Source organism: Streptomyces sp. NPDC101776 (assembly GCF_044766845.1).
In the GTDB taxonomy this organism is placed as follows: domain Bacteria; phylum Actinomycetota; class Actinomycetes; order Streptomycetales; family Streptomycetaceae; genus Streptomyces.
The window spans coordinates 54,874-79,901 of the sequence record NZ_JBIWMV010000014.1 but is presented as its reverse complement, the minus strand read 5'-3'; the positions used below and the strand labels follow the sequence as shown (position 1 = coordinate 79,901).

Here is a 25,028-nt window from a genome sequence, read left to right as displayed (position 1 = left end):
CGAAACCGTTTCGTACGTGTGCTGAGTCACCAGTCTCACGGCCATCGGGCATTTTTCATAAGTTGCTCCGGTCCGTCCCCCGGAAAAGCATAGGGAGGTGAGCTATCTGCGCCTGCCGCACCTCAACGGCGACCTCCTGAGCTTCGTGGCCGAGGACGACCTCTGGCTGGCCCCGCTCGACGGCAGGGGCCGCGCCTGGCGGCTCACCGTCGACCGCACGAAGGTCGGCCACCCCCGCTTCTCGCCCGACGGCCGCCACATCGCGTACACGACCTGGCACAGCCTGGTGCCGGAGATCCATCTGGCGCCGGTCGAGGGCGGTCCCGGCCGCCGGCTGACGTACTGGGGCAGCCCGGACACCCAGGTCTGCGGCTGGACACCGGACGGCGACATCCTCGCCGTGGCCTCGCACGGGGAACCGTTCTCCTATTTCACCTGGGCCCACAAGGTCCCCACCGACGGCGACCCCGGCGGCCGGCTCCCCTGGGGCCCGGTCTCCGACATCCAGCTCGCCGACCTCGGCGGCGAACGCCGGACCCTCCTCCTGACCGGCACCCCACCGCACGAACCGGCCGCCTGGAAGCGCTACCGCGGCGGCGCCACGGGCCGCCTCTGGCTGCACGGCCGCCGCCTGCTGGCCGACCTCGAAGGCCACCTCCACTCCCCGATGTTCGTCGACGGCCGCATCGCCTTCCTCTCCGACCACGAGGGAATCGGCAACCTCTACTCCTGTTCCTACGACGGCTCCGGCCTCCGCCGCCACACCGACCACGACGCCTTCTACGCCCGGCACGCGGCGAGCGACGGCACCCGGGTCGTCTACCAGTGCGCCGGTGACCTCTGGATCGTCGACGACCTGTCAGCGGCCTCCGTCCCGCGCAAACTCGACGTACGGCTGAGCGGGCCGCGCGCGGGCCGCCGTACGTACCAAGTCCCCGCCGCCCAGCACGTGGACGGCATCTCGGTCGACGAGACGGGCCGGGCGAGCGCCGTCGTCGTCCGCGGCAGCCTGTACTGGCTGACCCACCGCGACGGGCCCGCCCGCACCATCACCGACACCCCGGGCGTACGGGTCCGGCTCCCCGAGATGCTCGGCAGCGGCGGGCAACTCGCCTACGTCACGGACGCCGACGGCGAGGACGCGATCGAGATCGCCTACCTGCCCCGCGCCACCGGCGACCGCGAGCCCCGCCGACTCGCCTCCGGCGAGGTGGGCCGCGTACTGGAGCTGGTGTCGGACACGGCGGGCGAGCGCCTCGCGATCGCGGCCCATGACGGACGGCTGCTCCTGCTCGACGCGACGGAGGACTCCAACAGCGAGGTCACGGAGCTCATCTGCTCCCTCAACGGGCCGGTACGGGACCTAGCCTTCTCCCCCGACGGCAGCTGGCTGACCTGGTCCCACCCGGGCATCGGACGCTCGCTCCGCCAGATCAAGATGGCCCGGATCAAGGACCGTCTGATCGTCGACGTCACCAACGGCCGCTTCGAGGACGAGAATCCGGTCTTCACGAGGGACGGCCGCTATCTCGCCTTCCTCTCCTGGCGCGGCTTCGACCCGGTCTACGACGTCCACACCGGCGACCTGTCCTTCCCGCTCGGCTGCCGCCCCTACCTGGTCCCCCTCTCCTCGGCCACCCCCTCCCCCTTCGCGCTGACCCCGGAGGGCCGCCCGGCCGCCGGTGGACTCGACGCGGCGGAGGACGACGAGGGCGCGGACGGCGCGGTGACGGTGGAGGTGGAGGGCCTGGAGAGCAGGGTCACCCCCTTCCCCGTCTCGGCCTCCAAGTACTCGGCGCTGTACCCGGTTTCGGGCGGCGGGCTGGTCTGGCTGCGCTGGCCGATCTCGGGCGCGCTGGGCGAGACCTTCGCCAACCCGGACGACACCAGCGGCCGGCCGACCCTCGAGTACTTCAACATCAGCAAGGCGAAGAAGTCCGAACTCGTCGACCACCTCGACTGGTTCGCGGTGAGCGGCGACGGCACCCGGCTGGTCGTGGTCGACGAGGACGAGCTGCGAGCGGTCCCCTCGACGGAGTCCGGCGACGGCGACTCGACCGTCTGGATCGACCTCCGCCGCATCCTGCACGAGGCCGACCCGCCCGCCGAGTGGCGCCAGTCGTACGAGGAGGCGGGCCGGCTGATCCGCGCGTACTACTGGGACCCGCAGATGTGCGGTATCGACTGGACCGGGGTCCTGGACCAGTACCGCCCCCTGGTCGAACGGGTCGCGTCCCCCGACGACTTCGCGGACCTGCTCCGCGAGGTCCTGGGCGAGTTGGGCACCTCGCACGCCTACGTCACCCCGTCCCGCCGCAACGAGGGCCCGCCCCACTACCAGCGCCGCCAGGGCCTGCTGGGCGCCAACCTGGTCCGTAGGGAAGGCGGTTGGACCCTCACCCGCATCCTCCCCGGCGAGTCCTCGGACTCCAAGGCCCGTTCGCCGCTGGCCGGCACGGGCATCCGGGAGGGCGCGGTCCTGACCCACGTGGACGGCCGCCCGGTGGACCAACTCACCGGCCCCTACCCGCTGTTGGCGGGCGCGGGCGGCACCACGGTGGAGCTGACGTTCACTCCCGCGGAGGGCGAGGGCAGAGCGCGCCGCGTGGCCGTCGTCCCCCTCATCGACGAACGCCCCCTCCGCTATCAGGACTGGGTGGCCAAACGCCGGGCGGTGGTACGGGAGTTGAGCGGCGGCCACTGCGGCTATCTCCACATCCCCGACATGGGCGGCTCCGGCTGGGCCCAGTTCAACCGCGACCTGCGCCTCGAAGTGTCCCGCCCCGCCCTCATCGTCGACGTACGCGGCAACGCGGGCGGCCACATCAGCGAGCTGGTCGTGGAGAAACTCACCCGCACCATCCTCGGCTGGGACCTGACCCGCAACGCCCAACCCGTGTCGTACGCCTCAAATGCCCCCAGGGGCCCGGTGGTCGCCCTCGCCGACGAGGCGACCTCCTCGGACGGCGACATGATCACGGCAGCGTTCAAGCTGCTGAAGCTGGGCCCGGTCGTAGGCCAACGCACCTGGGGCGGAGTGGTCGGCATGACCGGCCGCCACCAACTCGGCGACGGCACGGTGATCACGGTCCCGATGAACGCGGCCTGGTTCGACGCGTACGGCTGGTCGGTGGAAAACCGGGGCGTGACCCCGGACTTGGAGATCCTGCGCACCCCTCTGGACTGGGCAGAGGGCCGCCACGCCCAACTCGACGACGCAATCAAACTCGCCCTGGACCTACTTGCCCTCCACCCCGCCGCAACCCCGCCCGACTACAGCGCCGTACCGGACCGCTCAAGACCAAAACTCCCGCCCCGTTCTTGAGAGGCACGCCGGCAACCCCCCGTCTTTCAGGGGCGCGGGGAACTGCGCGACCAGCCCCCACCGGCCGGCACCCGACAACGAAACGTGGGACGCCCCAAAAACACAGGGCGCCCCACGCGATCAGGCCTACAACTACGCGTCGTAGTCCTGATCCATCCGGTCCTCTTCACGCGACATCCGCTCAGACGCCTCGTCCCGCTGCGGCCCGCCGCGCGAACCGGCCTCGTCCCGCTGCTGCCCGCCGCGCGAACCCGCCTCGTCCCGCTGCTGCCCCCGCTCCCCCCGCTGCTGCCCCCCGCGCGAAGCCACCTCGTCCCGACCCTGGCCCGCCTTCTCCTTGGCCTTGTCCGCGAGGTCCTTCGCCTTGTCCTGGAACTGGTCCTTCATACCCATGTGGGTTCACTCCCGTACTGAGGGGGATTCGAGGGGCCCCTCGCTGGGGCCTCGACCAGATTCACACGCCAGGACAAACACCGCATTTCGATCAGTCACGCTCCGTAGCCCGCACCGCCTCGTCCGCCGCCCCGCCCGCCCCGACAAGCCCCGTCCGCATCCCCTCCAGCCGAGATCCGACCCGCCGCATCTCCCGCACCCCGACCGCCCCGATGACCCCCGGGAGATACCCCCTAACCCCCTGCATCCCCCGCAACCACCCCTGCCCGTACACATGACTCGACCGCCGCTCGATGCCCGCGACGATCCGGTCGACCGCCGGCCCCAGCGGATACGTCTTGTTGGCCGGCCACGGCAACCGCTGCCGCAACTCCCGCATGACGTCGTCCTGATCGGCCCCGCGCACCATGTCCGTGTCGGTCCACGACAGATACCCGACCCCGACCCGCACCCCCTTGTAGCCGACCTCGGCGCGCAGGCTGTGGGCGTACGCCTCGACACCGGACTTGGACGCGCAGTACGCGCTCATCATCGGCGCGGGCGTCATCGCGGCCAGCGAGGCGATCTGCAGCAGATACCCCCGGCTCTCCATCAGGACCGGCAGAAACGCCCGCGCGGTCACGGCGGACCCGATCAGGTTCACCTCGATCACCCGCCGCCAGGCGACCGGATCGGAGTCGAGGAAGGGGCCGCCGCTCGCGACACCCGCGTTGGCGACGACGATGTCGACCTTCCCGAACCGCTCCTTGACCTCGGCCGCCACCCGGGCCATCGCCTCGTGATCGGTGACATCGGCGTACCAGTGGTCACTGTCGGTGTGCAGTCGCTCGGAGACCCGCTTGAGTTCGTCCGGCTCCAGCCCGACCAGCGCCAACTTCGCCCCGCGCGCGGAGAGTTTGCGGGCGAGCAGCTCGCCGACACCCCGCGCGGCCCCGGTCACGACCGCGACCTGACCCTCCAGGCTCACCTTGCCGCTCATGCGCCCTCCTTGATGTGTACGTACGCGGAGGCCAGTTCACGAATCTTCGCGCTGACCAGCTCGGGCGCCTCGACGGGCGTCATATGGCCGAGCCCGGGCAACTCGGTGATCCCGACGCAGTTCGGCAGCGCGGCGACCAGCGCCCGCGCGTGCACCGGCGGCGTCATCCGGTCCGCCGTACCGACGAGGACGGCGGTGGGTACCGTCAACTCCCGTACGCCGTCGTCGAGTTCGAGGGAGTCGAGCACCCGCGACCACGCGTGCCGCACCGCGCTCGGGCACGCGTGCACGATCCGCGCGCACGCCTCGACCATGTGCGGCGCGGAACCGGGTCCCATCGTCCCGCACTTGAGGATCCGCCGCGCGGCAGGAGTGACCGGCCCGAGCGGTGCCCGCGTCCCCAGTATCTTCCGGGTCAGCCAGGTCCGCACCCGCCCGGCCCGCAACGGCACCACGAGCGACTCGTCGACCAGCCGCGAACTCCCCGTGCTGCACAGCAGAACGGCCACCGCGTGCTCCCGGAACCGCGCCCGGCCGGCCGCCGCCAGCACGGTCATCCCGCCCATGGAGTGCCCCGCGATCACGGCCTTCTCCCCGGGCGCGAGAGTCTCCTCCAGTACGGCTTCCAGGTCGTCGGCGAGCGCGTCGGTACTGTGCGTGACGGCCACCGGACTGCGCCCGTGGCCGCGTTGGTCGTAGACGATGACCCGGTGGTCGACCGCCAAGTCCCTTGTCTGCGCGGCCCAGAAGGCCGTCGAACAGGACCACCCGTGCGACAGGACGACGGCCGGCGCGCCCTCGCGACCGTGCACCTCGACGTACAGCCGGGAGCCGTCGGCCGAGGTGACGGTCAACTCCCGGGCGGGGACGGGCGGGGCGTACGGCCCGGACGAACTGTGCTTCTCCGGGGGACGGCCCCCGGACCCCCGGTGCAGGAGACGGCTCATACCCTGACCCCGGCCTTCTTCTCGGCGGGCGCCCGCACGACCTCGTACTCCGTGAGGTCCACCCGCCGGGTGGCCCTGCGGAACTCGGTCGTCGTCCCCGGCCAGACGGTGGTGTTACGGCCGCTCGCGTCGAGATACCAGCTGGTGCAGCCACCGGTGTTCCACACGGTCCGCTCCATCCGTTCCTGCACACGCACGTTCCAGGCGTCCACCGCGGCGGGCCGGGCGTCGAGGGCGACTTGACCGCCCAGCACGTCCAACTGCCGTACGTAATCGGCGAGATAGTTCAGCTGGGACTCGATCATCAGGATCATGGAGGAGTTCCCGAGGCCGGTGTTGGGCCCGATGATGGTCATCCAGTTGGGGAACCCGGCCGCGGAGGCGCCGCGCAGGGCCCGCATCCCGCCCTGCCACGCCTCGGCCAGCGACCGCCCGTCCACGCCGACGACCCGTTCGGCGATCGGCATGTCCGTGACGTGGAAGCCCGTACCGAAGACGATCGCGTCGACCTCGGCCGTACTGCCGTCGGCGGCCACGACGGTCGACCCGCGGATCTCGCTCAACCCGCTTGCCACGACGTCGACATTGGGGCGGACGAGGGCCGGGTAGTAGGTGCTGGAGAGCAGGATGCGCTTGCAGCCGATGCGGTAGTCGGGGGTGAGTTTGGCGCGCAGGGCCGGGTCCTTGATGGAGCGGGCCATGTTGCGCTTGGCCAACTGCTCCACCATTCCCAGCTCGCCCGGCCGCTTGGTGAACGCCTGGACCTGCAACTCCCGCAGCCCCCACAGGAGTCCGCGCCGCGCCTGGGTGGTGAAGGGCAGCGCGCGGTGCACGGCGCGTTCGGCGCCGCTGATGGGGCGGTCGACGCGGGGCATCACCCAGGGCGGGGTGCGCTGGAAGAGGGTGAGGCGCTCCACCTCGGGCTGGATCGCCGGCACGATCTGGATCGCGGAGGCGCCGGTGCCGACCATGGCGACGCGCTTGCCGCGCAGGTCGTAGTCGTGGTCCCAGCGGGCGGAGTGGAAGACCTTGCCCGGGAAGGAGTCCAGCCCCGGGATGTCCGGGACCTTGGGGTCGGACAGCGGCCCGGTGGCGGAGACGACGAGGTCGGCGGAGTAGGAACCGCCACTGGTCTCGATGTCCCAGCGCAGCCGTTCCGCGTCCCAAGTCATCATCTTCACTTCGGAGTTGAAGCGGAGGTGGGAGCGGAGCCGGAAGACGTCCGCGATGTTCTCCAGATAGGCGCGGATGTGCTCCTGCCCGGAGAAGGTGCGCGGCCAGTCGGCGTTCGGCGCGAAGGAGAACGAGTACAGATGGGACGGTACGTCGCAGGCGCACCCCGGATAGCTGTTGTCCCGCCAGGTCCCGCCCACGCTGTCGGCGCGCTCCAGGACGACGAAGTCGGTGACGCCCTCGCGCCGCAACCGCACCGCGGCCCCCAGCCCACCGAACCCGGACCCGATCACCGCCACCCGCACATGCTCGTGTTCGGTCATCCCGTGCCCCTCCATCGAACCCACGACCGCGCCAGTGAACACTGGCGCAATCGGACTGTAGAGCAGCTCCGTACTCATGGGTAGGGGTCGGTACGAGGAAAGTTACCCGGGGTACGACGTAGGGTGCGGGCGTGGCGGAGAAGGCAGAACAGAAGCGCGAGTACCGCATGGAGGAACTGGCCGGGCAGGCCGGCATCACGGTGCGCACCCTGCGCTTCTACCGCGAGCGCAAACTCATCCCCCCGCCGCGCCGGGAGGGCCGTATCGCCTGGTACGACGAGACGCACCTGGCCCGGCTGCGCACGATCTCGGCACTTCTGGAGCGCGGCCACACCCTCAACGGCATCGCGGAACTCGCCGAGGCCTTCGACCACGGCCGTAACGTCGGCGAGTTGCTGGGGCTGGGCGCCCCCACCGAGGAGACTCCGGTCCGGCTCACCCCGGAGGCCCTCGCCGACTACTTCGGCGACCAGGCCACCCCGGAGAACTTCGCCGCGTCGCTCGAACTCGGCTATCTCGGCACCGACGGCAGCGAGATCGTCCACATCAGCCGCCGCCTCCTGGACGTCACGGCGGCCCTCGTCCGCGAGGGCATCCCGCTGGCCGACGTCCTCAGCGTGGGCCGCCGAGTCCGCGCCCACACGGAGTCCCTCGCGGACCTCTTCACCGACCTGGTGCTGGCACAGGGCCGCACCACGGAGGACCTCCAGCGACTGCGGCCGCTGGCGAAGAGCGTGGTGGAGGCGGAGTTGTCGCTGGCGATGGACCGGCGGACACAACGGGGCGACCAAGCCGGTCAGTGACTGTCACCGGCCCCTGAGAGGCCGTAGACCACCGCCGCCGAACCATCAGAGGTCGTAGACCACCGTCACGGGCGCGTGGTCCGACCAGCGCTCGTCATGTGTGGCCGCGCGCTCGACGTAGCCCTTGACCGCCTTGGCGGCGAGGCCGGGCGTCGCGACGTGATAGTCGATGCGCCAGCCGCTGTCGTTGTCGAAGGCCCGGCCGCGGTACGACCACCACGAGTACGGCCCGTCGATGTCCGGATGCAGGGCCCGTACGACGTCGACGTACGCACCGTCCTCCGCGTCGAAGACCCGGCCCAGCCACTCCCGTTCCTCGGGCAGGAAGCCGGAACTCTTCTGGTTGGCGCGCCAGTTCTTGAGGTCGGCCAGCTGGTGGGCGATGTTCCAGTCGCCGCAGACGACGACCTCGCGGCCGTCGGCGGCGGCCCGCTCGCGCAGGCCCTTCAGATGGGCGAGGAACTCACCCATGAAGCGGACCTTCTCGTCCTGCCGCTCGGTGCCGACCTCGCCGGAGGGCAGGTAGAGGCTCGCGACGGTGACGCCGGGGAGGTCGGCCTCGACGTAGCGGCCACTGCCGTCGAACTCGGCCGAGCCGAAGCCGACCCGGACGCGGTCCGGCTCGCGGCGGGTGTAGAGGGAGACGCCCGCGCGGCCCTTGGCGGCGGCCGGCGCGTGCACGACATGCCAGCCCTCGGGAGTGCGGACGTGCTCCGGCAACTGCTCCGGCTCGGCCCGCACCTCCTGAAGGCAGAGCACATCGGCGGAGGTCTCCGCGAGCCACTCCACGAAGCCCTTCTTCGCGGCGGCCCGCAGTCCATTGACATTTGCTGAGGTCACAGTGAGCACCCGGGCACAATACCGGCACACTGGACGGAGTCCAGATCCTCCCTACGCAGAGCCCTGCCTTCAGTCCCTACGCATAGAAGTACGATAATCGGCATGAATATACGCCCCGTTCCCTTCGACCACCCCGACGCCGTCAAGCTGAACGACCGGGTCCAGGCGGAGTACCACGAGCGCTACGGCGACGGCGGCGACGCCACGACCCTGGACCCGTCGGACTTCGCCCCGCCGAACGGCGTGTACCTGATCGCGTACGACGAGCACGACGACCCCGTGGCCACCGGCGGCTGGCGCTCCCAGAACGCCAACGGCGAGGGCAACGAGGACGGCGACGCCGAGCTCAAGCGCATGTACGTGGTCGAGCAGGCCCGCGGCCTGGGCCTCGCCCGCCGCATGCTGACCGCCCTGGAGGAGAACGCCCGCACGGCCGGCCGCACCCGCATGGTCCTGGAAACCGGCACCAAGCAGCCGGAGGCCATCGCCCTCTACACGTCCAGCGGTTACGAGCCCTGCGTGAAGTTCGGCTACTACCGCTTCCACGACGACAGCCGGTGCTTCGCGAAGGGGTTGTGAGGGGCTTCGGCTTCCGTGGCGGATCGCCAAAGAGCCCCAACCGGGTTGCCCGGTTGGGGCTCTGAGCTGCGGTGGACCTGTGGGGATTTGAACCCCAGACCCCCTCGATGCGAACGAGGTGCGCTACCAGACTGCGCCACAGGCCCTTGCAACGAGTGAAACTCTAGCATCCCCCTCAGGGTGCTTGGAAATCCGTTCCTTGCCTGGTCACTCGTTGGCCGCGCGGGGTCGTTCGCCGTCCTCGTACTGGTCGAACAGGGGGGTGCGGCCCCGCTCGCGGGCGCGGCGGGCGGAGGCGGCGCGACGGGCGTCGGTACGGCCGTCCGCCGTCGTCCTGTCCTCCGACAGGTCCTCCGCGTCCTCGTCGAGGACGTCGTCCCTGGCGTCCCCGGCATCGTGATCGTCCCGTGCGCCGGACTGCGTCTCCTGCTCCGGTGTCACGGAACTGGAGCGCGCCGAACTCCACGCGTCCGGCGCCCCGAGGTCCACGTCGGACGTGGCGCGCGGCGCGACCGGCGCGGTGACGTACGTCGGCAACGGCACCGGTACCGGGTCCCAACTGTCGCCCTGGCCCGGCCGGCGCTGCCGCTCGCGCTGCTGGTCGACCCACTCGGCGTGGTCGGTCTGCTCGACGAGGGCGCGGCGGTCGGCGGCGAGCGCGGACAGCCCGGGGTCCGTCTCCGGTTCCGGGCCCTCCTCGGCGTCGTCGATCGCGGCGTCCACGGACGCGCGCCTGCGCGGCTGACGCTCCCTCAGTCGCTGCGCGGCGACCTCGGCCTGACGCCGGTCCATCTGGTAGGCGAAGCGGCGGCGTTCCTGGGAGCGCAGATAGGCGATGTACCCGCTGAGCAGTACCGCCGGCACACCGGGCGCCCAGAGCAGGGCGAGCCCGCCGACCGCCGCGACGATCGCGCCGAGCGTGAAGGCGAGGAAGAGCATCACGGTGGTACGCCGACGGCGCGCGAGCACCTTCACGCGCCGGGCGCGCGCTGCCGCGGCCTCCTCGGCGGGGGTGCGCCGCGCGACCGGAACACGCTTGCGCGCAGGCCTGGAGGCGGACTTGGGTGCCTGGGCGGGGACTTTCTGGGGTGCCGGTTTGGCCGCCTGGTCACGGGCTTGGTCGCGGACCTGGTCACGGGTTTGCTCACGCGCCGGTTCGCGCACCGGCTCACGCTCGGCTTCGCGCCCCGCCGCACGCTCTGGTTCACGCCCCGCCGTACGGTCCGATTCGCGCACCGCCCCGCGCTCGGGTTCGCGCGCCGCTTCCGGCCACTCCTGGCCCTGCTGCCGGACGGGCGCGTGCACCTGGGAACGGGCCGGGGGCATGGCGAAGGCCCGGACGTCCACCGAGTCGGTGACGGCGTCCGGCACGACGGCGCTGGGCTCCCCCTCCTCGGCGGAGCGCGCCCGCAGGTCCTTGGCGTACCGGCGCTCCATTCCCGCCCGTCCGGACAGCAGCCGGATGGCGGTGCTGAAGCGTTCCGTCGGACGGGCCTCGTTCAGCTCGTCCTGCCTACGGAGCCACATCGGCACCAAGTAGGCGGCCCAGGCCCCGACAATGACTGCGTAGATGAGGCCGCTGCTGCTCACGCCTCACACGGTAGAGGGGTTTGTGTGAGGCCATCCGCCAATTGAGTCGGTGTGTCGCACGATCTGGCTGATATTTCGAGCTTTTTTTGTGACCGATGCGATCAGCAGGCCGCCGAGTTGGCGAATTCATTGCCCCAAGGCGGTCATCCGTCGATCACTTTCGAACACTTATTCCATTTCCGGGGATCCGGGCTTCCGGGCCCAACGGGCTCCCCGTTACGCGGGATTGTCGTGCGGTGTGCTCCGGGAGCGTGCCCGCTGCCAGCGGGCCAGCAGCCCTTCGGGCACCTCTTCCGCGGTGAGCGCGAAGACGAGATGGTCGCGCCAGGCGCCGTCGATGTGGAGATAACGGGGCCTGAGCGCCTCCTCACGGAATCCGAGTTTCTCGACGACCCGGCGGCTGGGTCCGTTCTCCGGGCGAATGCAGACCTCGATGCGGTGCAGTCCCACGGCACGGAAACAGTGGTCGACGACGAGCGCCACGGACGTCGGCATCACTCCGCGCCCGGCCACCGACTCGTCCACCCAGTAACCGATGTGACCCGAGCACATCGATCCCCAGGTGATGCCGGCGACCGTCAACTGCCCGACCAGACGCCCCTGGTACTCGATGACGAACGGCAGCATCCGGCCCGAGTTCGCCTCGGACCGCAGGTGCCGGACCATCTGCCGGTACGTCGGACGGTGCGCGATCGGCCCGCTGGGGGTGGGCGGCGGAATCGTCGCCTCCCAGGGGCGCAGCCAGTCCCGGTTGCGGCGGTTGACCTCGCGCCAGGCGCGCTGGTCGCGCAGTTTTATCGGCCTCAGGACGATGTCGCCGTCCACCAGCACGGCGGGCCAGGATGGGCTGTTCAGCGCGCACCCCCACTGGTGTCGGCGGGTCTGGGGTGATCGCCGCCTCGGATCTGGTCCACGGCGTGCGCCAGCAGGGGTTCCAGGACGGCGAGGCCGTCCTTCACCCCGCCGGCGGAACCCGGCAGGTTGACGATCAGTGTGCCCCCGGCGACTCCGGCCAGGCCCCGGGAGAGCGCCGAGGTCGGCACCTTCTCGCGGCCGTATGCCCGGATGGCCTCGGCGATGCCCGGCACTTCGTAGTCGATGACCGCGCGGGTGGCCTCGGGGGTGCGGTCGGTGGGTGAGACGCCGGTGCCGCCGGTGGTGACGACGGCGTCGTAACCGGCTGCCACGGCGACGCGCAGCGCGGCCTCCACGGGGTCGCCGTCGGGGACCACCTGCGGGCCCTCGACCGCGAAGCCGAAGCCCTTCAGGCCGGCGGCGATCAGCGGGCCGCCCTTGTCCTCGTAGACCCCGGAGGCGGCCCGGTTCGAGGCGGTGACCACCAGGGCGCTGTACGGCGCGGGCGGCACGCCGTCGGCCGTATCGTCGGGGCTCATGTGCGGCTCCAGTCCCCCGACTTGCCGCCCGTCTTCTCCTCCACGCGTACGTCCGTGATGACCGCTCCCTTGTCGACCGCCTTGACCATGTCGATGACGGTGAGCGCGGCGACGGAGACCGCGGTGAGCGCCTCCATCTCGACGCCCGTGCGGTCCGTCGTCCTGACGGTGGCCCGGATCCGTACGGCGTCGTCCGCGACCGACAGATCCAGTTTCACACCCGACACCGACAACGGGTGGCAGAGCGGGATCAGGTCCGGGGTGCGTTTGGCGCCCATGATCCCCGCGATGCGCGCGGTGGCCAGGGCGTCGCCCTTGGGGACCCCTTCGCCGCGCAGCAGTTCGACCACGCGGGGCGAGACGAGGACGCGTCCGCTGGCGGTGGCGGTGCGCGCGGTCACGTCCTTGCCGGACACGTCGACCATCCGGGCGGCGCCCGCGTCGTCGATGTGGGTGAGGCGGTCTTGCGCAAGGGGTCCGGGGGTGTCCCCCCGGAAAGGCTCAGTCATGCTGTGCGGCGCTCCCGGTCCGGGCGTGTTGTGCGCGACACGGTACCGCCAACCAGGAGTACTCAGCGGAGCAGGACCACCTGGACCTCGGTGCCGGGTTCGACGGACTCGACGTCCTCGGGGACGACGATCAGCGCGTCGGCGAGCGCGAGGGCCGCGACCAGGTGCGATCCGGCGCCTCCTACGGGGGTCACCTCACCGTCGGCGTACGTCCCGCGCAGGAACTGTCTGCGGCCCTTGGGGGAGGTCAGCGCCTTGTCGGCGGTGAGGGTGGCCCGGGTCGTCGGGCGGTGGACGTCGTCCAGGCCCATCAGGGTGCGGATCGCGGGGCGGACGAACAGTTCGAAGGAGACGTACGACGACACCGGGTTGCCGGGGAGGGCCAGCAGCGGGATGTGGTCCGGGCCGATGGAGCCGAAGCCCTGGGGTTTGCCGGGCTGCATGGCGAGCTTGCGGAAGTCGATCCCGGCGCCCGGCTCGTCCTCGTCGCCTACGGAGGACAGCGCTTCCTTGACGACGTCGTACGCCCCGACGCTCACGCCGCCGGTGGTGACGAGGAGGTCGGCGCGGACGAGCTGGTCCTCGATGGTGTCGCGGAGGGTCTCGGCGTCGTCGGCGACGGCGCCCACCCGGTAGGCGATGGCTCCGGCGTCGCGGGCGGCGGCGGTGAGGGCGAAGCTGTTCGAGTCGTAGATCTGGCCGTCGCCCAACTGCTCGTCGGGCTGGACGAGTTCGCTGCCGGTGGACATGACGACCACGCGCGGGCGCGGGCGCACGCGGACCGTGCCGCGGCCGATCGCGGCGAGCAGGGCGATCTGCGGCGGCCCGAGGACGGTGCCGGCGTCGAGGGCACGGTCACCCGCCTTCACGTCGCTGCCCGTCGCGCGTACGTGCGCGCGTGCCTGCGCCGAGCGGTACACCTGCACCTGGCCGCCGGCGGCCTCGGGGGCCTGGCTGCGGGCCCGCATTCCGGTGACCGGGCCGTCGCCCAGGCCTCCGTCGGTCCACTCCACGGGGACGACGGCCTCGGCGCCGGGCGGGAGCGGGGCGCCGGTCATGATGCGGGCGGCCTCGCCGGGGCCCACGTGCAGCGGCTCGCCCTGGCCCGCCGCGACGTCGCCGACGACCGTCAGGACGGCCGGGAACTCCTCGCTCGCGCCCGCGATGTCCGTGACCCGCACCGCGTACCCGTCCATCGAGCTGTTGTCGAAGGGCGGGAGCGACACCGGCACCGTGATGTCCTCGACCAGGACGCAGCCCTGGGCGTCGAGCAGTTGCAGCTCGATGGGTTCCAGGGGGCGGACGGTCGCGAGGATGTCCTCCAGGTGCTCGTCCACCGTCCAGAGGTGGTCGGGTCCTGTGGTGCGGGTCGCGGCGCTGCTCAACGTTGCTACATCTCCTCGGCTACGTAACTGCGAAGCCAGGCGCGGAAGTCCGGGCCCAGGTCTTCACGTTCGCACGCGAGTCTGACAATGGCACGCAGATAGTCGCCCCGGTCTCCGGTGTCATAGCGGCGGCCCTTGAAGACGACGCCGTGCACGGGGCCGCCGATCTTCTCGTCGGTGGCCAACTGCTGGAGGGCGTCGGTGAGCTGGATCTCGCCGCCGCGGCCCGGCTCGGTCTTGCGCAGTATGTCGAAGATGTGGGGGTCGAGGACGTAGCGGCCGATGATCGCGTAGTTCGACGGGGCGTCGGCCGCGTCGGGCTTCTCGACCAGGCCGATCACCTTGACGACGTCGTCGTCCTCGGTGGCCTCGACGGCCGCGGAGCCGTAGAGGTGGATTTGCTCGGGTGCGACCTCCATGAGCGCGACGACGCTGCCGCCGTGCTGCTCCTGGACCGCGACCATGCGCGCGAGAAGGGGGTCCCGGGGGTCGATCAGGTCATCCCCGAGGAGGACGGCGAAGGGCTCGTGGCCGACGTGCGGGGCAGCGCACAGGACGGCGTGGCCGAGGCCCTTGGGGTCGCCCTGGCGGACGTAGTGCATGGTCGCGAGGTCGCTGGACTCCTGGACCTTGGCCAGCCGGCTCGCGTCGCCCTTCTTCTGGAGGGCGGATTCGAGCTCGTAGTTGCGGTCGAAGTGGTCCTCAAGAGGGCGCTTGTTGCGTCCGGTGATCATGAGGACGTCATCGAGCCCAGCCGACACGGCCTCTTCGACCACGTACTGGATCGCGGGCTTGTCCACGACCGGCAGCATCTCCTTGGGAGTTGCCTTCGTGGCCGGCAGGAACCTGGTGCCGAGACCGGCTGCGGGGATGACAGCCTTGCTGATCCTGGGGTGCGACTGAGTCATGCCCGAACCTTATCCGGTGCCTTTGTGCAGAATCTGTGGCCACGGTTAAAACGCTCTTATATGAGCCTATTAGGAAGGGTACGGGTGGGACCTGTGCGTCACCTGGGTCGTGAAGTCGAGCCTGACAAGCGAATGTTGCGGCAAGAGTTCCTCACGGTGAGGAACAGGTTGACGGCCGATGACGTGCGGGAGGCCGCCGCCGCCCTCGCCGATCGCGCCCTGGAACTGCCCGAGCTGGCACACGCGCGCACAGTGGCGGCATACGTCTCCGTAGGGAGCGAACCCGGGACGCTCGTGCTCCTGGACGCACTCCGCGCGCGGGACGTCGACGTCCTGCTCCCGGCGCTGCTCCCGGACAACGACCTCGACTGGGGTGCCTACGCCGGCGAGGGCTCGCTCGCGCGGGTCCAACACGGCGGAAAGATGGCCCTGTTCGAGCCCTCCGGGGAACGGCTCGGCCCGGACGCCGTGACCGCCGCCGACGTCGTCCTGCTGCCCGGTCTCGCGGTCGACGGGCGCGGGATGCGGCTGGGGCGCGGCGGCGGGTCGTACGACCGTGTGCTGGCGCGACTGGAGCGGGCGGGCGCGCATCCCGCGCTGGTGGTGCTGTTGTACGACTCCGAGGTCGTCGCGCACGTCCCCGCGGAGGCGCACGACCGGCCGGTGCGGGCGGTGGTGACGCCGTCGGGTGTGCGGCGGTTGCCGGGGAACTGAGGGGAACCGAAATGGCCTTCCACGCATGCGTGGAAGGCCATTTCGGTTGTGCAGTTGTGCAGTTTTTCAACGAGTCACGGTTTGAGCACCAGGGTGTCGCTCGTGCTGTCGTCGACCGCCTTGGAGGAGAACGCCCAGGACAGCAGTTCACCGTTGACCCACTTGCTGGTCTGGTCGGTGTAATGCGCGCTGTAGGCGTGTCCGGAGGCTCCGGTGAGGTTGATCCACTTGGACTTGTCGAAGTCGTCGAGGTTGACCACCATGCGCATCGACGGCACCCAGACGACCCCGTAGCCGCCGGCCGCGTTCCAGCCGGTCGCGTTGACCGTGGCCTCGCCGCCGCTGAGCTTCCAGGGGCCGCGGTTGAGGACGTACTGGACGATGCCGGGGCCGTCGGTGCCCAGGGTCTGGTTCTTCAGGAACAGGCGATGCAGCCGGCCCCAGCTCCAGGTGTCGATGTCCTTGCCGAGCTTGGCGGTCAGCTCCCAGCGGGCGTCGATCATGGCGCGCTTGAAGAGCTCGTTCATGTTGCTCGCGCCGGGACGGTTGCCCGACTCGGGGGTCTTCCACCAGTCGTTGGTGGGGTCGTCCATGAGCTTGCGGACGACCTCGAACCAGCGGTCGCCGCCGTCCGGTTGCGCCTGGTCGGCATCGCGCTCGCCGCACTCGCGCACCTTCTGGGTGTCCTCGTCGACGGGACCGGTGGTGTCGACCGGTGCGACGGACAGGCACTGGCCCTTGACCCGCAGCTCCTTGGGCAGCTTGTTGCCGAAGGCGAGCTTGAGGATGTTGCGCCAGACCGAGTTGAAGTAGGCGGCCGCCGCCGAGTCGGCGTCCTGGGTGTAGTCCCAGCCCTCCAGGAGCTTCTGCGCCTCGCGCACGTCGGCGTCGGGCTCGTCGATCTTCAGCAGCTTGGGCACGAGCAGCTTGGCGATCTCGCTGCTGTCGTCGAGCTGCATCTGCCGCATGTCGTCGGTGGAGATCTTGCCGCCGCCGTCGATCTTCGACTGGATCAGATCGGTGATGCGCTGGCTGCGGGTGCCGTAGCCCCAGTCCGTGGTGAGGGTGTACGGGTACTTGTCCTTGTCGATCACGGCCTGGTTGGCGGTGACGATGTAGCCGCGCTTCGGGTTGTACTCGTACGGCAGGGCGGCCTGCGGGATGTAGCCGGTCCAGCCGTACTTGGAGTCCCAGCCGGGCACCGGCAGCGAGCCGTCGCCCTTCCCGCGCGTGGGGATCTTGCCTGGCAGTGTGTAGCCGATGTTGTTCTTGGTGTCGGCGTAGACGAGGTTCTGCGAGGGCACGTCGAACTTCGCGGCACCCGCGCGGAACTCGCTCCAGTCGGACGCCTTGTCGATGGCGAAGACGGCGTCCATGGTGGTGCCCGGGTCCTCGGCGGTCCAGCGCAGGGCAATGCCGTAGCCGTCGCCTCTGTCGGGTGCCGCGGTGTCGACGGCGGCCTTCTTGCCGACCTTCACGAGTTCGTCGTTGCGGTCCGACAGCAGCGGGCCGTTGTTGGTCTCCCGGACGACGATCTTCTTGGATGTGCCGCCTGCGACCTTGATGGTCTCCGTGCGGGTCGTGAAGGGCTTCGTGGTGCCGTCGTACAGGTAGCCGTCGCCAGAGAGCTTCTCCAGGTAGAGGTCGGTGACGTCGACCCCGGAGTTGGTCATGCCCCAGGCGATGTCCTGGTTGTGGCCGATGACGACGCCGGGCATGCCCGCGAAGGTGTAGCCGCTGACGTCGTACTGGCACTTGCTGGAGATCACGCGGCAGTGCAGGCCCATCTGGTACCAGACGGACGGCAGCGAGGCCTCCAGGTGCGGGTCGTTGGCCAGGAGAGGCTTGCCGGTGATGGTGTTCTTGCCGGCGACGACCCAGGAGTTGGAGCCGATGCCCTGGCCGTTCACGCCGACGGCCGTCGGGAGGTCGTCCAGGACGTCCGAGAGGCCCGACAGCTGGCTTGTGAGGGCCGAGCCGGACGAGGACGACGAGGAACCCGTCGTACCGCTCGTGGACGTGCTGGAGGAGCCGTCACCGCCGTTGAAGGTCTTGGTGTACTCGTCGTACTCGCCCTCGGTGACGATCGGCTGGTTGCGGCTGTACGGATACTCCGGGTACAGGTCCGCGATCTGCTGGGGGCCGAGGCGGCTGGTCATGAGGGCGCGGTCGATCTCGTCCTTCATGTTGCCGCGCAGGTCCCAGGCCATCGCCTTGAGCCACGCGACCGAGTCGACCGGGGTCCACTTCTCCGGCGTGTAGTCGTACTTGAAGCCGAGGGCCGCGTACTCCAAGGAGATGTCCTTGCCGTCCTTGCCCTGGAGATAGGCGTTGACCCCCTTGGCGTACGCCTGGAGGTACTTCTTCGTGGAGGCCGACAACGTGGTGTCGTACTCCTTCTGCGCGACCCGGTCCCAGCCCAGGGTGCGCAGGAACTCGTCGTTCTTGACCTGGTCCTTGCCGAACATCTCGGACAGTCGTCCGGCGGTCATGTGCCGGCGCACGTCCATCTCGTAGAACCGGTCCTGCGCCTGGACGTAGCCCTGCGCCATGAACAGGTCCGCGTCGGAGGACGCGTAGATCTGCGGGATGCCGTAGCTGTCGCGCTTGACGTCGACCGGCCCCGACAGGCCCTCGAGCGTGATCGAGCCCGTGGTCTGCGGAAGGGAGGCACGGACCGTGCTGACGGACCAGTACGCGCCGTAGGCGATGCCCCCGATGATGGCCATTACCAGAACAAGCACCAATAGACGGGCTTTGCGCCCCTTTTTCCTGCCGGACTTGCCGGGCTTATGACCCGATGAGGCGGTGGTGTTGGGGGGCATCGCTGTCCTTGCTGTCCTAACGCGAGCGGCAGGGCGGGCTGTGCTTTTGACTGAGCGCTGGAGCAACCATAGGCGCAGGGTCCCGAGCGACTTGACGCGGAGTCGGGTACTGACGCGGACGGGCGTTCGATCTTGCCTCGCGAAGTGTCAAGAAAACGTCAAGAGTTAGGTAAGGTAACGAAGTACTTGGATGCATGGCGCCGCAGCCTCGCGTCCCCTGTACGTGTGCTGTCGCCCTAGACGCGCGTCAGCCGAGGAAGGGAAGGCTTCTGACTGTCCACCACCTCGACCAGCTTCTGCTCGTCTGCTCGCTCGTCCTGCTCGTCGCCGTCGCGGCGGTTCGGATCTCCTCGCGCAGCGGGCTCCCCAGCCTGCTCGTCTACCTGGGGATCGGCATCGCCATGGGCCAGGACGGCGTCGGCGACATCCACTTCGACAACGCCGAGCTGACCCAGGTCATCGGATACGCGGCCCTGGTCGTGATCCTGGCCGAGGGCGGCCTCGGTACGAAGTGGAAAGAGGTCAGGCCGGTCCTCTCGTCCGCCGCCACACTGGCGCTGGCGGGAGTGGCGGTGAGCGTCGGTGTCACGGCCGCCGGCGCGCACTATCTGGTCGGCCTGGAGTGGCGGCAGGCGTTCATCATCGGGGCGGTGGTGTCCTCGACGGACGCGGCGGCGGTCTTCTCCGTGCTGCGCAGAATCCCCCTCCCCGCGCGCGTGACGGGCACGCTGGAGGCCGAGTCGGGCTTCAACGACGCCCCGGTGGTCATCCTGGTCGTCGCCTTCTCCACGGCGGGCCCGGTCGAGCACTGGTACGCGCTGGTGGGCGAGATAGCCCTGGAGCTGGCCATCGGCGCGGCCATCGGCATCGCGGTGGGCTGGCTCGGCTCCTGGGGGCTGCGGCACGTGGCGCTGCCGGCCTCCGGCCTCTACCCCATCGCCGTGCTGGCGATCGCGGTCACCGCGTACGCCGCGGGCGCCCTGGCGCACGGCAGCGGGTTCCTCGCGGTCTATCTCGCCGCGATGGTGCTCGGCAACGCCAAGCTGCCCCACTGGCCCGCGACGCGCGGCTTCGCCGACGGGCTCGGCTGGATCGCCCAGATCGGCATGTTCGTCCTGCTCGGCCTGCTGGTCACCCCGCACGAGCTGGGGGACGACGTCTGGCCCGCGCTCCTGATCGGCCTGGTGCTGACGATGGTGGCCCGGCCGCTCAGCGTGGTGGTCAGCCTCACGCCGTTCCGGGTGCCCTGGCAGGAGCAGACCCTCATGTCCTGGGCCGGACTGCGCGGTGCCGTGCCCATCATCCTGGCGACGATCCCCATGGTGAACGGCGTCGACGGCAGCCGCCGCATCTTCAACATCGTCTTCGTCCTGGTCGTCGTCTACACCCTCGTCCAGGGGCCGACGCTGCCCTGGCTGGCCCGCAAGCTGCGGCTCGGCGAGGGCCCGGAGGCCGCCGACCTCGGCATCGAATCGGCTCCCCTGGAGCGGCTGCGCGGGCATCTGCTGTCGGTCGCGATCCCCGAGGAGTCGAAGATGCACGGCGTCGAGGTCAACGAACTGAGACTGCCGGCCGGAGCCGCGGTCACCCTCGTCGTACGAGACGGAAAATCGTTTGTCCCGCTGCCCTCGACGGTCCTGCGGCGCGGCGACGAACTCCTCGTGGTCGCCACCGATCCCGTCCGGGACGCGGCGGAACAGCGGCTGCGCGCGGTGGGCCACGGCGGCAAGCTGGCGGGATGGCTGGGCACGGACACCACCGACGCCAGTCGTTAAGGGCATGTTTCGTACGGTTCACACGTTCACCAATCGCAGGTGAACGCGCGCATGGTGCCCGTTTTCACAGGCCCACCGGGTCTGATCGCCTGTACGATGAAGGCACATTCTGATCGAACCAACTCTGCCTGACGCAGTGCTGGCGCGACCGTATGGCGGCCGAATCCCTCTCCAGCGGGCACCGGTATCTACCGCAGTTCCGCGCAAGAGGACAGTGCTCGGCGCCCCCCGCACAGGGCGCGCTACCAGGTGGCAGAAAGGCACGGGCCGTGGCATCCACGGTCACCTCCCGCCCGGGATCCCGTCCTGGATACCGGCAGTTGCTGCGCACGCGCGGCGCCTGGACGTTCCTGCTCCCCGGCTTCGCGGCACGCCAGCCGTTCGCGATGCTCACCATCTCCATCGTGCTGCTGGTCCAGCACACCACCGGCTCCTACGGCGCGGCGGGCGCCGCCGCGGCCGTCACCGGCGTCTCCATGGCCCTGTTCGCGCCCTACAGCGGACGCCTGGCCGACCGCCACGGCCAGCGGGCCGTCCTGCTCCCCGGCGTCCTGCTGCACTCCCTGTCGGGCCTGACGTTCACGGCGCTCGCACTCGGCCACGCGCCCCTGTGGGCGCTGTTCGTGGCGGCCGTGCCGACCGGCGCCTCGGTGCCGCAGATCGGGCCCATGGTGCGCGCCCGCTGGGGCGTCAAGCTCCAGGACTCCCCGCTGCTGAGCACCGCCGCCGCCTTCGAGTCCGTCACGGACGAGCTGACCTTCGTCTTCGGCCCGCTCCTGGCGACCGCCCTGTGCACCGCTGTGAACCCTGCCGCCGGCCTGATCACGGAGGCGTCGCTCACCCTGATCGGCGGTCTGCTGTTCGCCGCCCAGAAGAGCACCCAGCCCACGGTGGCCGTCAGCGGGCACGCACGCGTGGAGCACGTTTCCGCGCTGGGCATCCCCGGGGTGCGCGTGCTGATCGTGACCTTCCTGGGCATCGGTTCCGTCTTCGGCGGAATGCAGGTCTCCCTGGCCGCCTTCACCGACTCGATCGGCGAACCCGGCCTGAACGGCGTCCTGTACGGCACGTTCGCCGCGGGCAACATGCTCTCCGGTCTCGTCTGCGGTGCCGTCGCCTGGAAGGTGGCCCCGCAGCGCCGCCTCCTCGTCGGCTACGGAGCCCTCGCGCTGACCGCGTCCGCACTGTGGACCGCCCACTCCGTACTGCTGCTGGCCGGCCTCGGTCTTCTGGTCGGCATGTGCATCGCGCCCGCCCTGATCACCGGCTACACGCTGGTCGAGGGGCTCGTCCCGGCCGGCGCCCGCACCGAGGCCTTCACCTGGCTGACCGGCGCGGTCGCGCTCGGCCAGGCCGCCGCCGTCACGGTCGCCGGACAACTGGAGGACCGCCTGTGGGGCGGCGCCGGTTTCCTGGTGCCGATGGCCGGTACGGCGCTCGCCCTAGGGACCCTGGTGGCCCTCCGGTCACACCTCGCGACCCGGCCCCACAGCCGCACCGTGGCACGTGGCGTCGGTCACCGCGTGCCGGTGACAGTGGACTGATCCCCGGGAATACGTCACTATGGACGCTCGTTAGCACTCATTGAGTGAGAGTGCCAGGAGGAAGACACAGTGCCGACCTACCAATACCAGTGCACCGAGTGCGGCGAGGGCCTCGAGGCGGTGCAGAAGTTCACCGACGACGCCCTGACCGAGTGCCCCAACTGCGGTGGCCGCCTGAAGAAGGTGTTCTCCGCGGTCGGCATTGTCTTCAAGGGCTCCGGCTTCTACCGGAACGACAGCCGCGGCTCCTCGTCGAGCAGCTCGCCGGCCACCGCGAAGCCGTCGACGTCCTCGGACTCGAAGCCGTCCACCACCTCGACCTCGTCGTCCTCCTCGGACTCGAAGTCGAAGTCGTCGAGCACCGGCTCCTCGTCCAGTAACAGCTCCGCCGCGTAGGACTTTTCCGCGGGACCCTGTCGTCGTACGACGACAGGGTCCTCGGCGTTTTCTGAGCCGGTTCCCGTAGCCGTTGCCGTAGCCGCTCCTGCGGCTTTTCGGCGGCGGCTAGGGTGCTGCTCATGGCGAACGCAGAGATCGGCGTGATCGGTGGATCCGGGTTCTATTCGTTCCTCGAAGACGTGACCGAGATCCGGGTGGACACCCCCTACGGACCACCCAGCGACTCCCTCTTCCTCGGCGAGATCGCCGGCCGGCGGGTCGCCTTCCTGCCCCGGCACGGACGCGGCCACCATCTGCCGCCGCACCGCATCAACTACCGGGCGAACCTCTGGGCGTTGCGCTCGGTCGGGGTCACCCAGGTCCTCGGTCCGTGCGCGGTGGGCGGGCTGCGCCCCGAGTACGGGCCGGGCACGCTGCTGGTGCCGGACCAGCTCGTGGACCGTACGAAGTCCCGGACGGGCACGTACTTCGACGGACTGCCGCTGCCCGACGGCACGGTGCCGAACGTGGTGCACGTGTCCCTGGCCGACCCCTACTGCCCGACCGGCCGGGCGGCCGCGCTGAAGGCGGCGCGGGGGCAGGACTGGGAAGCGGTGGACGGCGGCACGCTCGTGGTGATCGAGGGCCCGCGGTTCTCGACCCGCGCCGAGTCCTTGTGGCACCGGGCGCAGGGCTGGTCGGTGGTCGGCATGACCGGTCACCCCGAGGCGGCGCTCGCCCGCGAACTGGAGCTCTGCTACTCCTCGTTGACCCTGGTCACCGACCTCGACGCGGGCGCCGAGACCGGCGAGGGCGTCTCCCACGACGAGGTGCTGCAGGTGTTCGCGGCCAACGTGGACCGGCTGCGGGGCGTGCTGTTCGACGCGGTGGCCGCGCTGCCGGAGAGCGGGGCACGGGACTGCCTGTGCGTGAACGCGCTGGGCGGGATGGATCCGGGGTTCGAGCTGCCGTAGCGGCACCGGCCGCGGCCGGGGATTCGGAGAGCCGGCGAGGGCGCGGAGAACCGACGGAGGTGCGGAACTTCCCGTTCGGGTGAGGGAGTTGTCCACAACCGGCGGGTAGCACACGGGCTCCGGCAGGCGGCGGCGCGAGGCCTCATCGTGGGACCGCATACCGATCCCTCGTCGCAGGTGGTGGTCCCCATGTCCCTGTCCCCTCTCAGCTCCCCTTCCGGTTCTCCGCTCATCTCCCCTTCCTTTCCGCGCCCGTTGGGCACCGACGCTCCGCCCACGTGCGAGGTGCCGCACTTCGCGCCGGTGCGGGTGCGCGGCGGTCGCCATCAACTGCGTCGGTTGCTACGGCACCGGAGGCGGGCCGTGGCGGCCGGGCTCGCGGTGACCGCCGCCGCGCTCCTGGCGGCCGGCCCGCGTGACGCGACGGAGGCCAGGCACAGCGAGCGGCCTCGCGGGCACCCGGTGGCCGATCCGGTACGGCAGCGCCGGGCGGTCGAGTGGGTGTCGGCACCGGTGCGGATCGCAGACGCCGGTACGGTCCGGCTGCTGCGGGCCGGCGACCGGGTCGATGTGATCGCCGCCGAGGAGTCGGCGGCGGGCGGTGCGGCCCGGGTGGTCGCGCGCGGGGTGCGGGTGACGAAAGTGCCCGAGCCGCTCGAAGTGGCCGACGGCGGCGGGGCGTTGGTGGTGCTGTCGGTGCCGCGCTCCACGGCGGCGCGGCTGGCCGGTGCGAGCGCCACGGCACGGTTGGCGGTGACAGTGTGTTGACCCGTGTTCTCCGCATCGTGAGCCGCACTCTCCGGCGCCTGTGCGAATTCGTGTCAAGTCCCTCGTTCGAGTTACTGAATTGGACACGACGGCCGATCCTTGACGTAGGTTGCGGAGCTGTTGGTTCCACCCCCTGCGTGTGCGAGAAGAGGCTCCGAGTTGAGCGAGCAGAAGAAGGAACCGAGCGTCTGGCAGGGCTTCAAGGCCTTCCTGACGCGCGGGAACGTCGTCGATCTGGCAGTCGCGGTCGTCATCGGCGCCGCCTTCACGAACATCGTCAACTCGGTGGTGAAGGGGATCATCAACCCGCTTGTCGGGGCGATCGGGACACAGAACCTGGACACCTACAGTTCATGCCTGAGCAGCACCTGTTCGGGCGACAAGGGCATCCAGCTGATGTGGGGCTCCGTCCTGGGGGCCGCCCTCAGCTTCGTGATCACCGCAGCGGTCGTGTACTTCCTGATGGTGCTGCCGATGTCGAAGTACCTGGCCCGGGCGGAGGCCCAGCGCAAGGCCAAGGAGGGCACGCACGAGGTCATCGAGATCACCGAGCTGGAGGTCCTGAAGGAGATCCGCGACGCGCTCGTCGCGCAGCGCGGCGAGGGGCACCGGGAGCCGTAGCCGAGATCTCGGAGCCCGGCCCCGGCTCACGCGTGGCCGACGGCTCGGGCCGCCCGGTCGATGGCTCAAGCCCGGTCGACGGCTCAGATGTGGTGGGGCGGCTTCTCGTCGAGGAAGCGCTTCAGGTCGGCCGCACTGTCGGCCGCGCTGTCGCCCTCGGTCCGCTCGCCCCACCCGCGGTCCGTGTCGTCCGAGGACGGCCGGCTCAGCGGGTCGTCGAAGACCAGCGTGGACTTCGGATCGCGCGGGTCGGAGGCGGGGGCGGTACTCATGCCTCCAGG

23 protein-coding genes and 1 tRNA gene are annotated in these 25,028 nt (G+C 70.3%); 10 read left to right on the top strand and 14 right to left on the bottom strand.

Annotation, left to right across the window (positions count from 1 at the left end; all coding sequences use genetic code 11):
- The first annotated feature begins 97 nt into the window (after positions 1 to 97).
- The gene (locus tag ACIRRY_RS33975; RefSeq protein ID WP_403980410.1) at positions 98 to 3,325 is read left to right on the top strand and encodes a S41 family peptidase; all 3,228 of its coding nucleotides are present in this window, start codon (positions 98 to 100) and stop codon (positions 3,323 to 3,325) included.
- A gap of 132 nt (positions 3,326 to 3,457) precedes the next feature.
- Here the strand turns inward: ACIRRY_RS33975 and ACIRRY_RS33970 are convergent, their stop codons facing one another.
- The 4 genes from ACIRRY_RS33970 to ACIRRY_RS33955 all read right to left on the bottom strand — a co-directional run bounded on the left by ACIRRY_RS33970 (position 3,458) and on the right by ACIRRY_RS33955 (position 7,140).
- Complete coding sequence (locus tag ACIRRY_RS33970) at positions 3,458 to 3,718, bottom strand: hypothetical protein (RefSeq protein WP_403980407.1); 261 nt, start codon at positions 3,716 to 3,718, stop codon at positions 3,458 to 3,460.
- A gap of 91 nt (positions 3,719 to 3,809) precedes the next feature.
- A complete protein-coding gene (locus ACIRRY_RS33965) occupies positions 3,810 to 4,697 on the bottom strand; it encodes an SDR family oxidoreductase (RefSeq protein ID WP_403980405.1) in 888 nt (295 codons plus the stop codon).
- Positions 4,694 to 5,644, bottom strand: coding sequence for an alpha/beta fold hydrolase (locus tag ACIRRY_RS33960; RefSeq protein WP_403980402.1), 951 nt, complete (start codon positions 5,642 to 5,644; stop codon positions 4,694 to 4,696). Before ACIRRY_RS33960 ends, ACIRRY_RS33965 begins: the two co-directional genes overlap by 4 nt.
- A complete protein-coding gene (locus ACIRRY_RS33955) occupies positions 5,641 to 7,140 on the bottom strand; it encodes a flavin-containing monooxygenase (RefSeq protein WP_403980400.1) in 1,500 nt (499 codons plus the stop codon). Before ACIRRY_RS33955 ends, ACIRRY_RS33960 begins: the two co-directional genes overlap by 4 nt.
- Positions 7,141 to 7,307: 167 nt before the next feature.
- Here ACIRRY_RS33955 and ACIRRY_RS33950 point away from each other — a divergent pair, with 167 nt between their 5' ends.
- Complete coding sequence (locus ACIRRY_RS33950; RefSeq protein WP_403980866.1) at positions 7,308 to 7,943, top strand: MerR family transcriptional regulator; 636 nt, start codon at positions 7,308 to 7,310, stop codon at positions 7,941 to 7,943.
- Between the two features lie 45 nt (positions 7,944 to 7,988).
- On the opposite strand, the gene ACIRRY_RS33945 is transcribed toward ACIRRY_RS33950, so the two are convergent.
- Positions 7,989 to 8,792 carry an exodeoxyribonuclease III gene (locus tag ACIRRY_RS33945; RefSeq protein ID WP_403980397.1) on the bottom strand — a complete coding sequence of 268 codons (804 nt, stop codon included), beginning with the start codon at positions 8,790 to 8,792 and terminating at the stop codon, positions 7,989 to 7,991.
- 93 nt (positions 8,793 to 8,885) lie between these two features.
- On the opposite strand from ACIRRY_RS33945, the gene ACIRRY_RS33940 reads away from it, so the two are divergent.
- Positions 8,886 to 9,362: a GNAT family N-acetyltransferase gene (locus ACIRRY_RS33940; RefSeq protein WP_403980394.1), complete on the top strand. Its 477-nt coding sequence runs from the start codon at positions 8,886 to 8,888 to the stop codon at positions 9,360 to 9,362.
- 72 nt (positions 9,363 to 9,434) lie between these two features.
- On the opposite strand, the gene ACIRRY_RS33935 is transcribed toward ACIRRY_RS33940, so the two are convergent.
- The 7 genes from ACIRRY_RS33935 to galU all read right to left on the bottom strand — a co-directional run bounded on the left by ACIRRY_RS33935 (position 9,435) and on the right by galU (position 15,148).
- Positions 9,435 to 9,508: transfer RNA gene (locus tag ACIRRY_RS33935), tRNA-Ala, on the bottom strand.
- 61 nt (positions 9,509 to 9,569) lie between these two features.
- Positions 9,570 to 10,952, bottom strand: a complete 1,383-nt coding sequence (glpR, locus tag ACIRRY_RS33930; protein WP_403980391.1) for a gephyrin-like molybdotransferase receptor GlpR — start codon at positions 10,950 to 10,952, stop codon at positions 9,570 to 9,572.
- Positions 10,953 to 11,168: 216 nt separating this feature from the next.
- Positions 11,169 to 11,783, bottom strand: a complete 615-nt coding sequence (locus ACIRRY_RS33925) for a GNAT family N-acetyltransferase (RefSeq protein WP_403980388.1) — start codon at positions 11,781 to 11,783, stop codon at positions 11,169 to 11,171.
- Between the two features lie 20 nt (positions 11,784 to 11,803).
- Entirely contained in the window at positions 11,804 to 12,346 is a 543-nt protein-coding gene (locus ACIRRY_RS33920; protein ID WP_403980385.1) for a molybdenum cofactor biosynthesis protein B, read from the bottom strand.
- Positions 12,343 to 12,855: a cyclic pyranopterin monophosphate synthase MoaC gene (gene moaC, locus ACIRRY_RS33915; RefSeq protein ID WP_403980382.1), complete on the bottom strand. Its 513-nt coding sequence runs from the start codon at positions 12,853 to 12,855 to the stop codon at positions 12,343 to 12,345. The genes ACIRRY_RS33920 and moaC overlap by 4 nt, the downstream gene beginning before the upstream one ends.
- A gap of 62 nt (positions 12,856 to 12,917) precedes the next feature.
- A complete protein-coding gene (gene glp, locus ACIRRY_RS33910; protein ID WP_403980380.1) occupies positions 12,918 to 14,240 on the bottom strand; it encodes a gephyrin-like molybdotransferase Glp in 1,323 nt (440 codons plus the stop codon).
- A gap of 5 nt (positions 14,241 to 14,245) precedes the next feature.
- Positions 14,246 to 15,148, bottom strand: coding sequence for a UTP--glucose-1-phosphate uridylyltransferase GalU (gene galU, locus ACIRRY_RS33905; RefSeq protein ID WP_403980377.1), 903 nt, complete (start codon positions 15,146 to 15,148; stop codon positions 14,246 to 14,248).
- A 132-nt stretch (positions 15,149 to 15,280) separates the two neighbouring features.
- Between galU and ACIRRY_RS33900 the strand changes: the two genes are divergently transcribed.
- The gene (locus tag ACIRRY_RS33900) at positions 15,281 to 15,862 is read left to right on the top strand and encodes a 5-formyltetrahydrofolate cyclo-ligase (RefSeq protein WP_403980374.1); all 582 of its coding nucleotides are present in this window, start codon (positions 15,281 to 15,283) and stop codon (positions 15,860 to 15,862) included.
- Between the two features lie 74 nt (positions 15,863 to 15,936).
- Here the strand turns inward: ACIRRY_RS33900 and ACIRRY_RS33895 are convergent, their stop codons facing one another.
- Positions 15,937 to 18,687: a penicillin acylase family protein gene (locus ACIRRY_RS33895; RefSeq protein ID WP_403980372.1), complete on the bottom strand. Its 2,751-nt coding sequence runs from the start codon at positions 18,685 to 18,687 to the stop codon at positions 15,937 to 15,939.
- 194 nt (positions 18,688 to 18,881) lie between these two features.
- On the opposite strand from ACIRRY_RS33895, the gene ACIRRY_RS33890 reads away from it, so the two are divergent.
- The 6 genes from ACIRRY_RS33890 to mscL all read left to right on the top strand — a co-directional run bounded on the left by ACIRRY_RS33890 (position 18,882) and on the right by mscL (position 24,747).
- Positions 18,882 to 20,462, top strand: a complete 1,581-nt coding sequence (locus ACIRRY_RS33890) for a potassium/proton antiporter (RefSeq protein WP_403980370.1) — start codon at positions 18,882 to 18,884, stop codon at positions 20,460 to 20,462.
- A 269-nt stretch (positions 20,463 to 20,731) separates the two neighbouring features.
- Positions 20,732 to 22,006, top strand: coding sequence for an MFS transporter (locus tag ACIRRY_RS33885; RefSeq protein ID WP_403980368.1), 1,275 nt, complete (start codon positions 20,732 to 20,734; stop codon positions 22,004 to 22,006).
- A gap of 69 nt (positions 22,007 to 22,075) precedes the next feature.
- Positions 22,076 to 22,402, top strand: a complete 327-nt coding sequence (locus tag ACIRRY_RS33880) for an FmdB family zinc ribbon protein (protein ID WP_329251519.1) — start codon at positions 22,076 to 22,078, stop codon at positions 22,400 to 22,402.
- A gap of 122 nt (positions 22,403 to 22,524) precedes the next feature.
- Entirely contained in the window at positions 22,525 to 23,358 is an 834-nt protein-coding gene (locus ACIRRY_RS33875) for an S-methyl-5'-thioadenosine phosphorylase (protein ID WP_403980366.1), read from the top strand.
- Positions 23,359 to 23,547: 189 nt separating this feature from the next.
- Positions 23,548 to 24,126: a hypothetical protein gene (locus ACIRRY_RS33870; protein ID WP_403980363.1), complete on the top strand. Its 579-nt coding sequence runs from the start codon at positions 23,548 to 23,550 to the stop codon at positions 24,124 to 24,126.
- A 159-nt stretch (positions 24,127 to 24,285) separates the two neighbouring features.
- Positions 24,286 to 24,747, top strand: a complete 462-nt coding sequence (gene mscL / locus ACIRRY_RS33865; protein WP_403980361.1) for a large conductance mechanosensitive channel protein MscL — start codon at positions 24,286 to 24,288, stop codon at positions 24,745 to 24,747.
- Between the two features lie 83 nt (positions 24,748 to 24,830).
- Here mscL and ACIRRY_RS33860 read toward each other — a convergent pair whose 3' ends face one another.
- Complete coding sequence (locus tag ACIRRY_RS33860) at positions 24,831 to 25,019, bottom strand: hypothetical protein (protein WP_403980359.1); 189 nt, start codon at positions 25,017 to 25,019, stop codon at positions 24,831 to 24,833.
- Between the last annotated feature and the right edge of the window lie 9 nt (positions 25,020 to 25,028).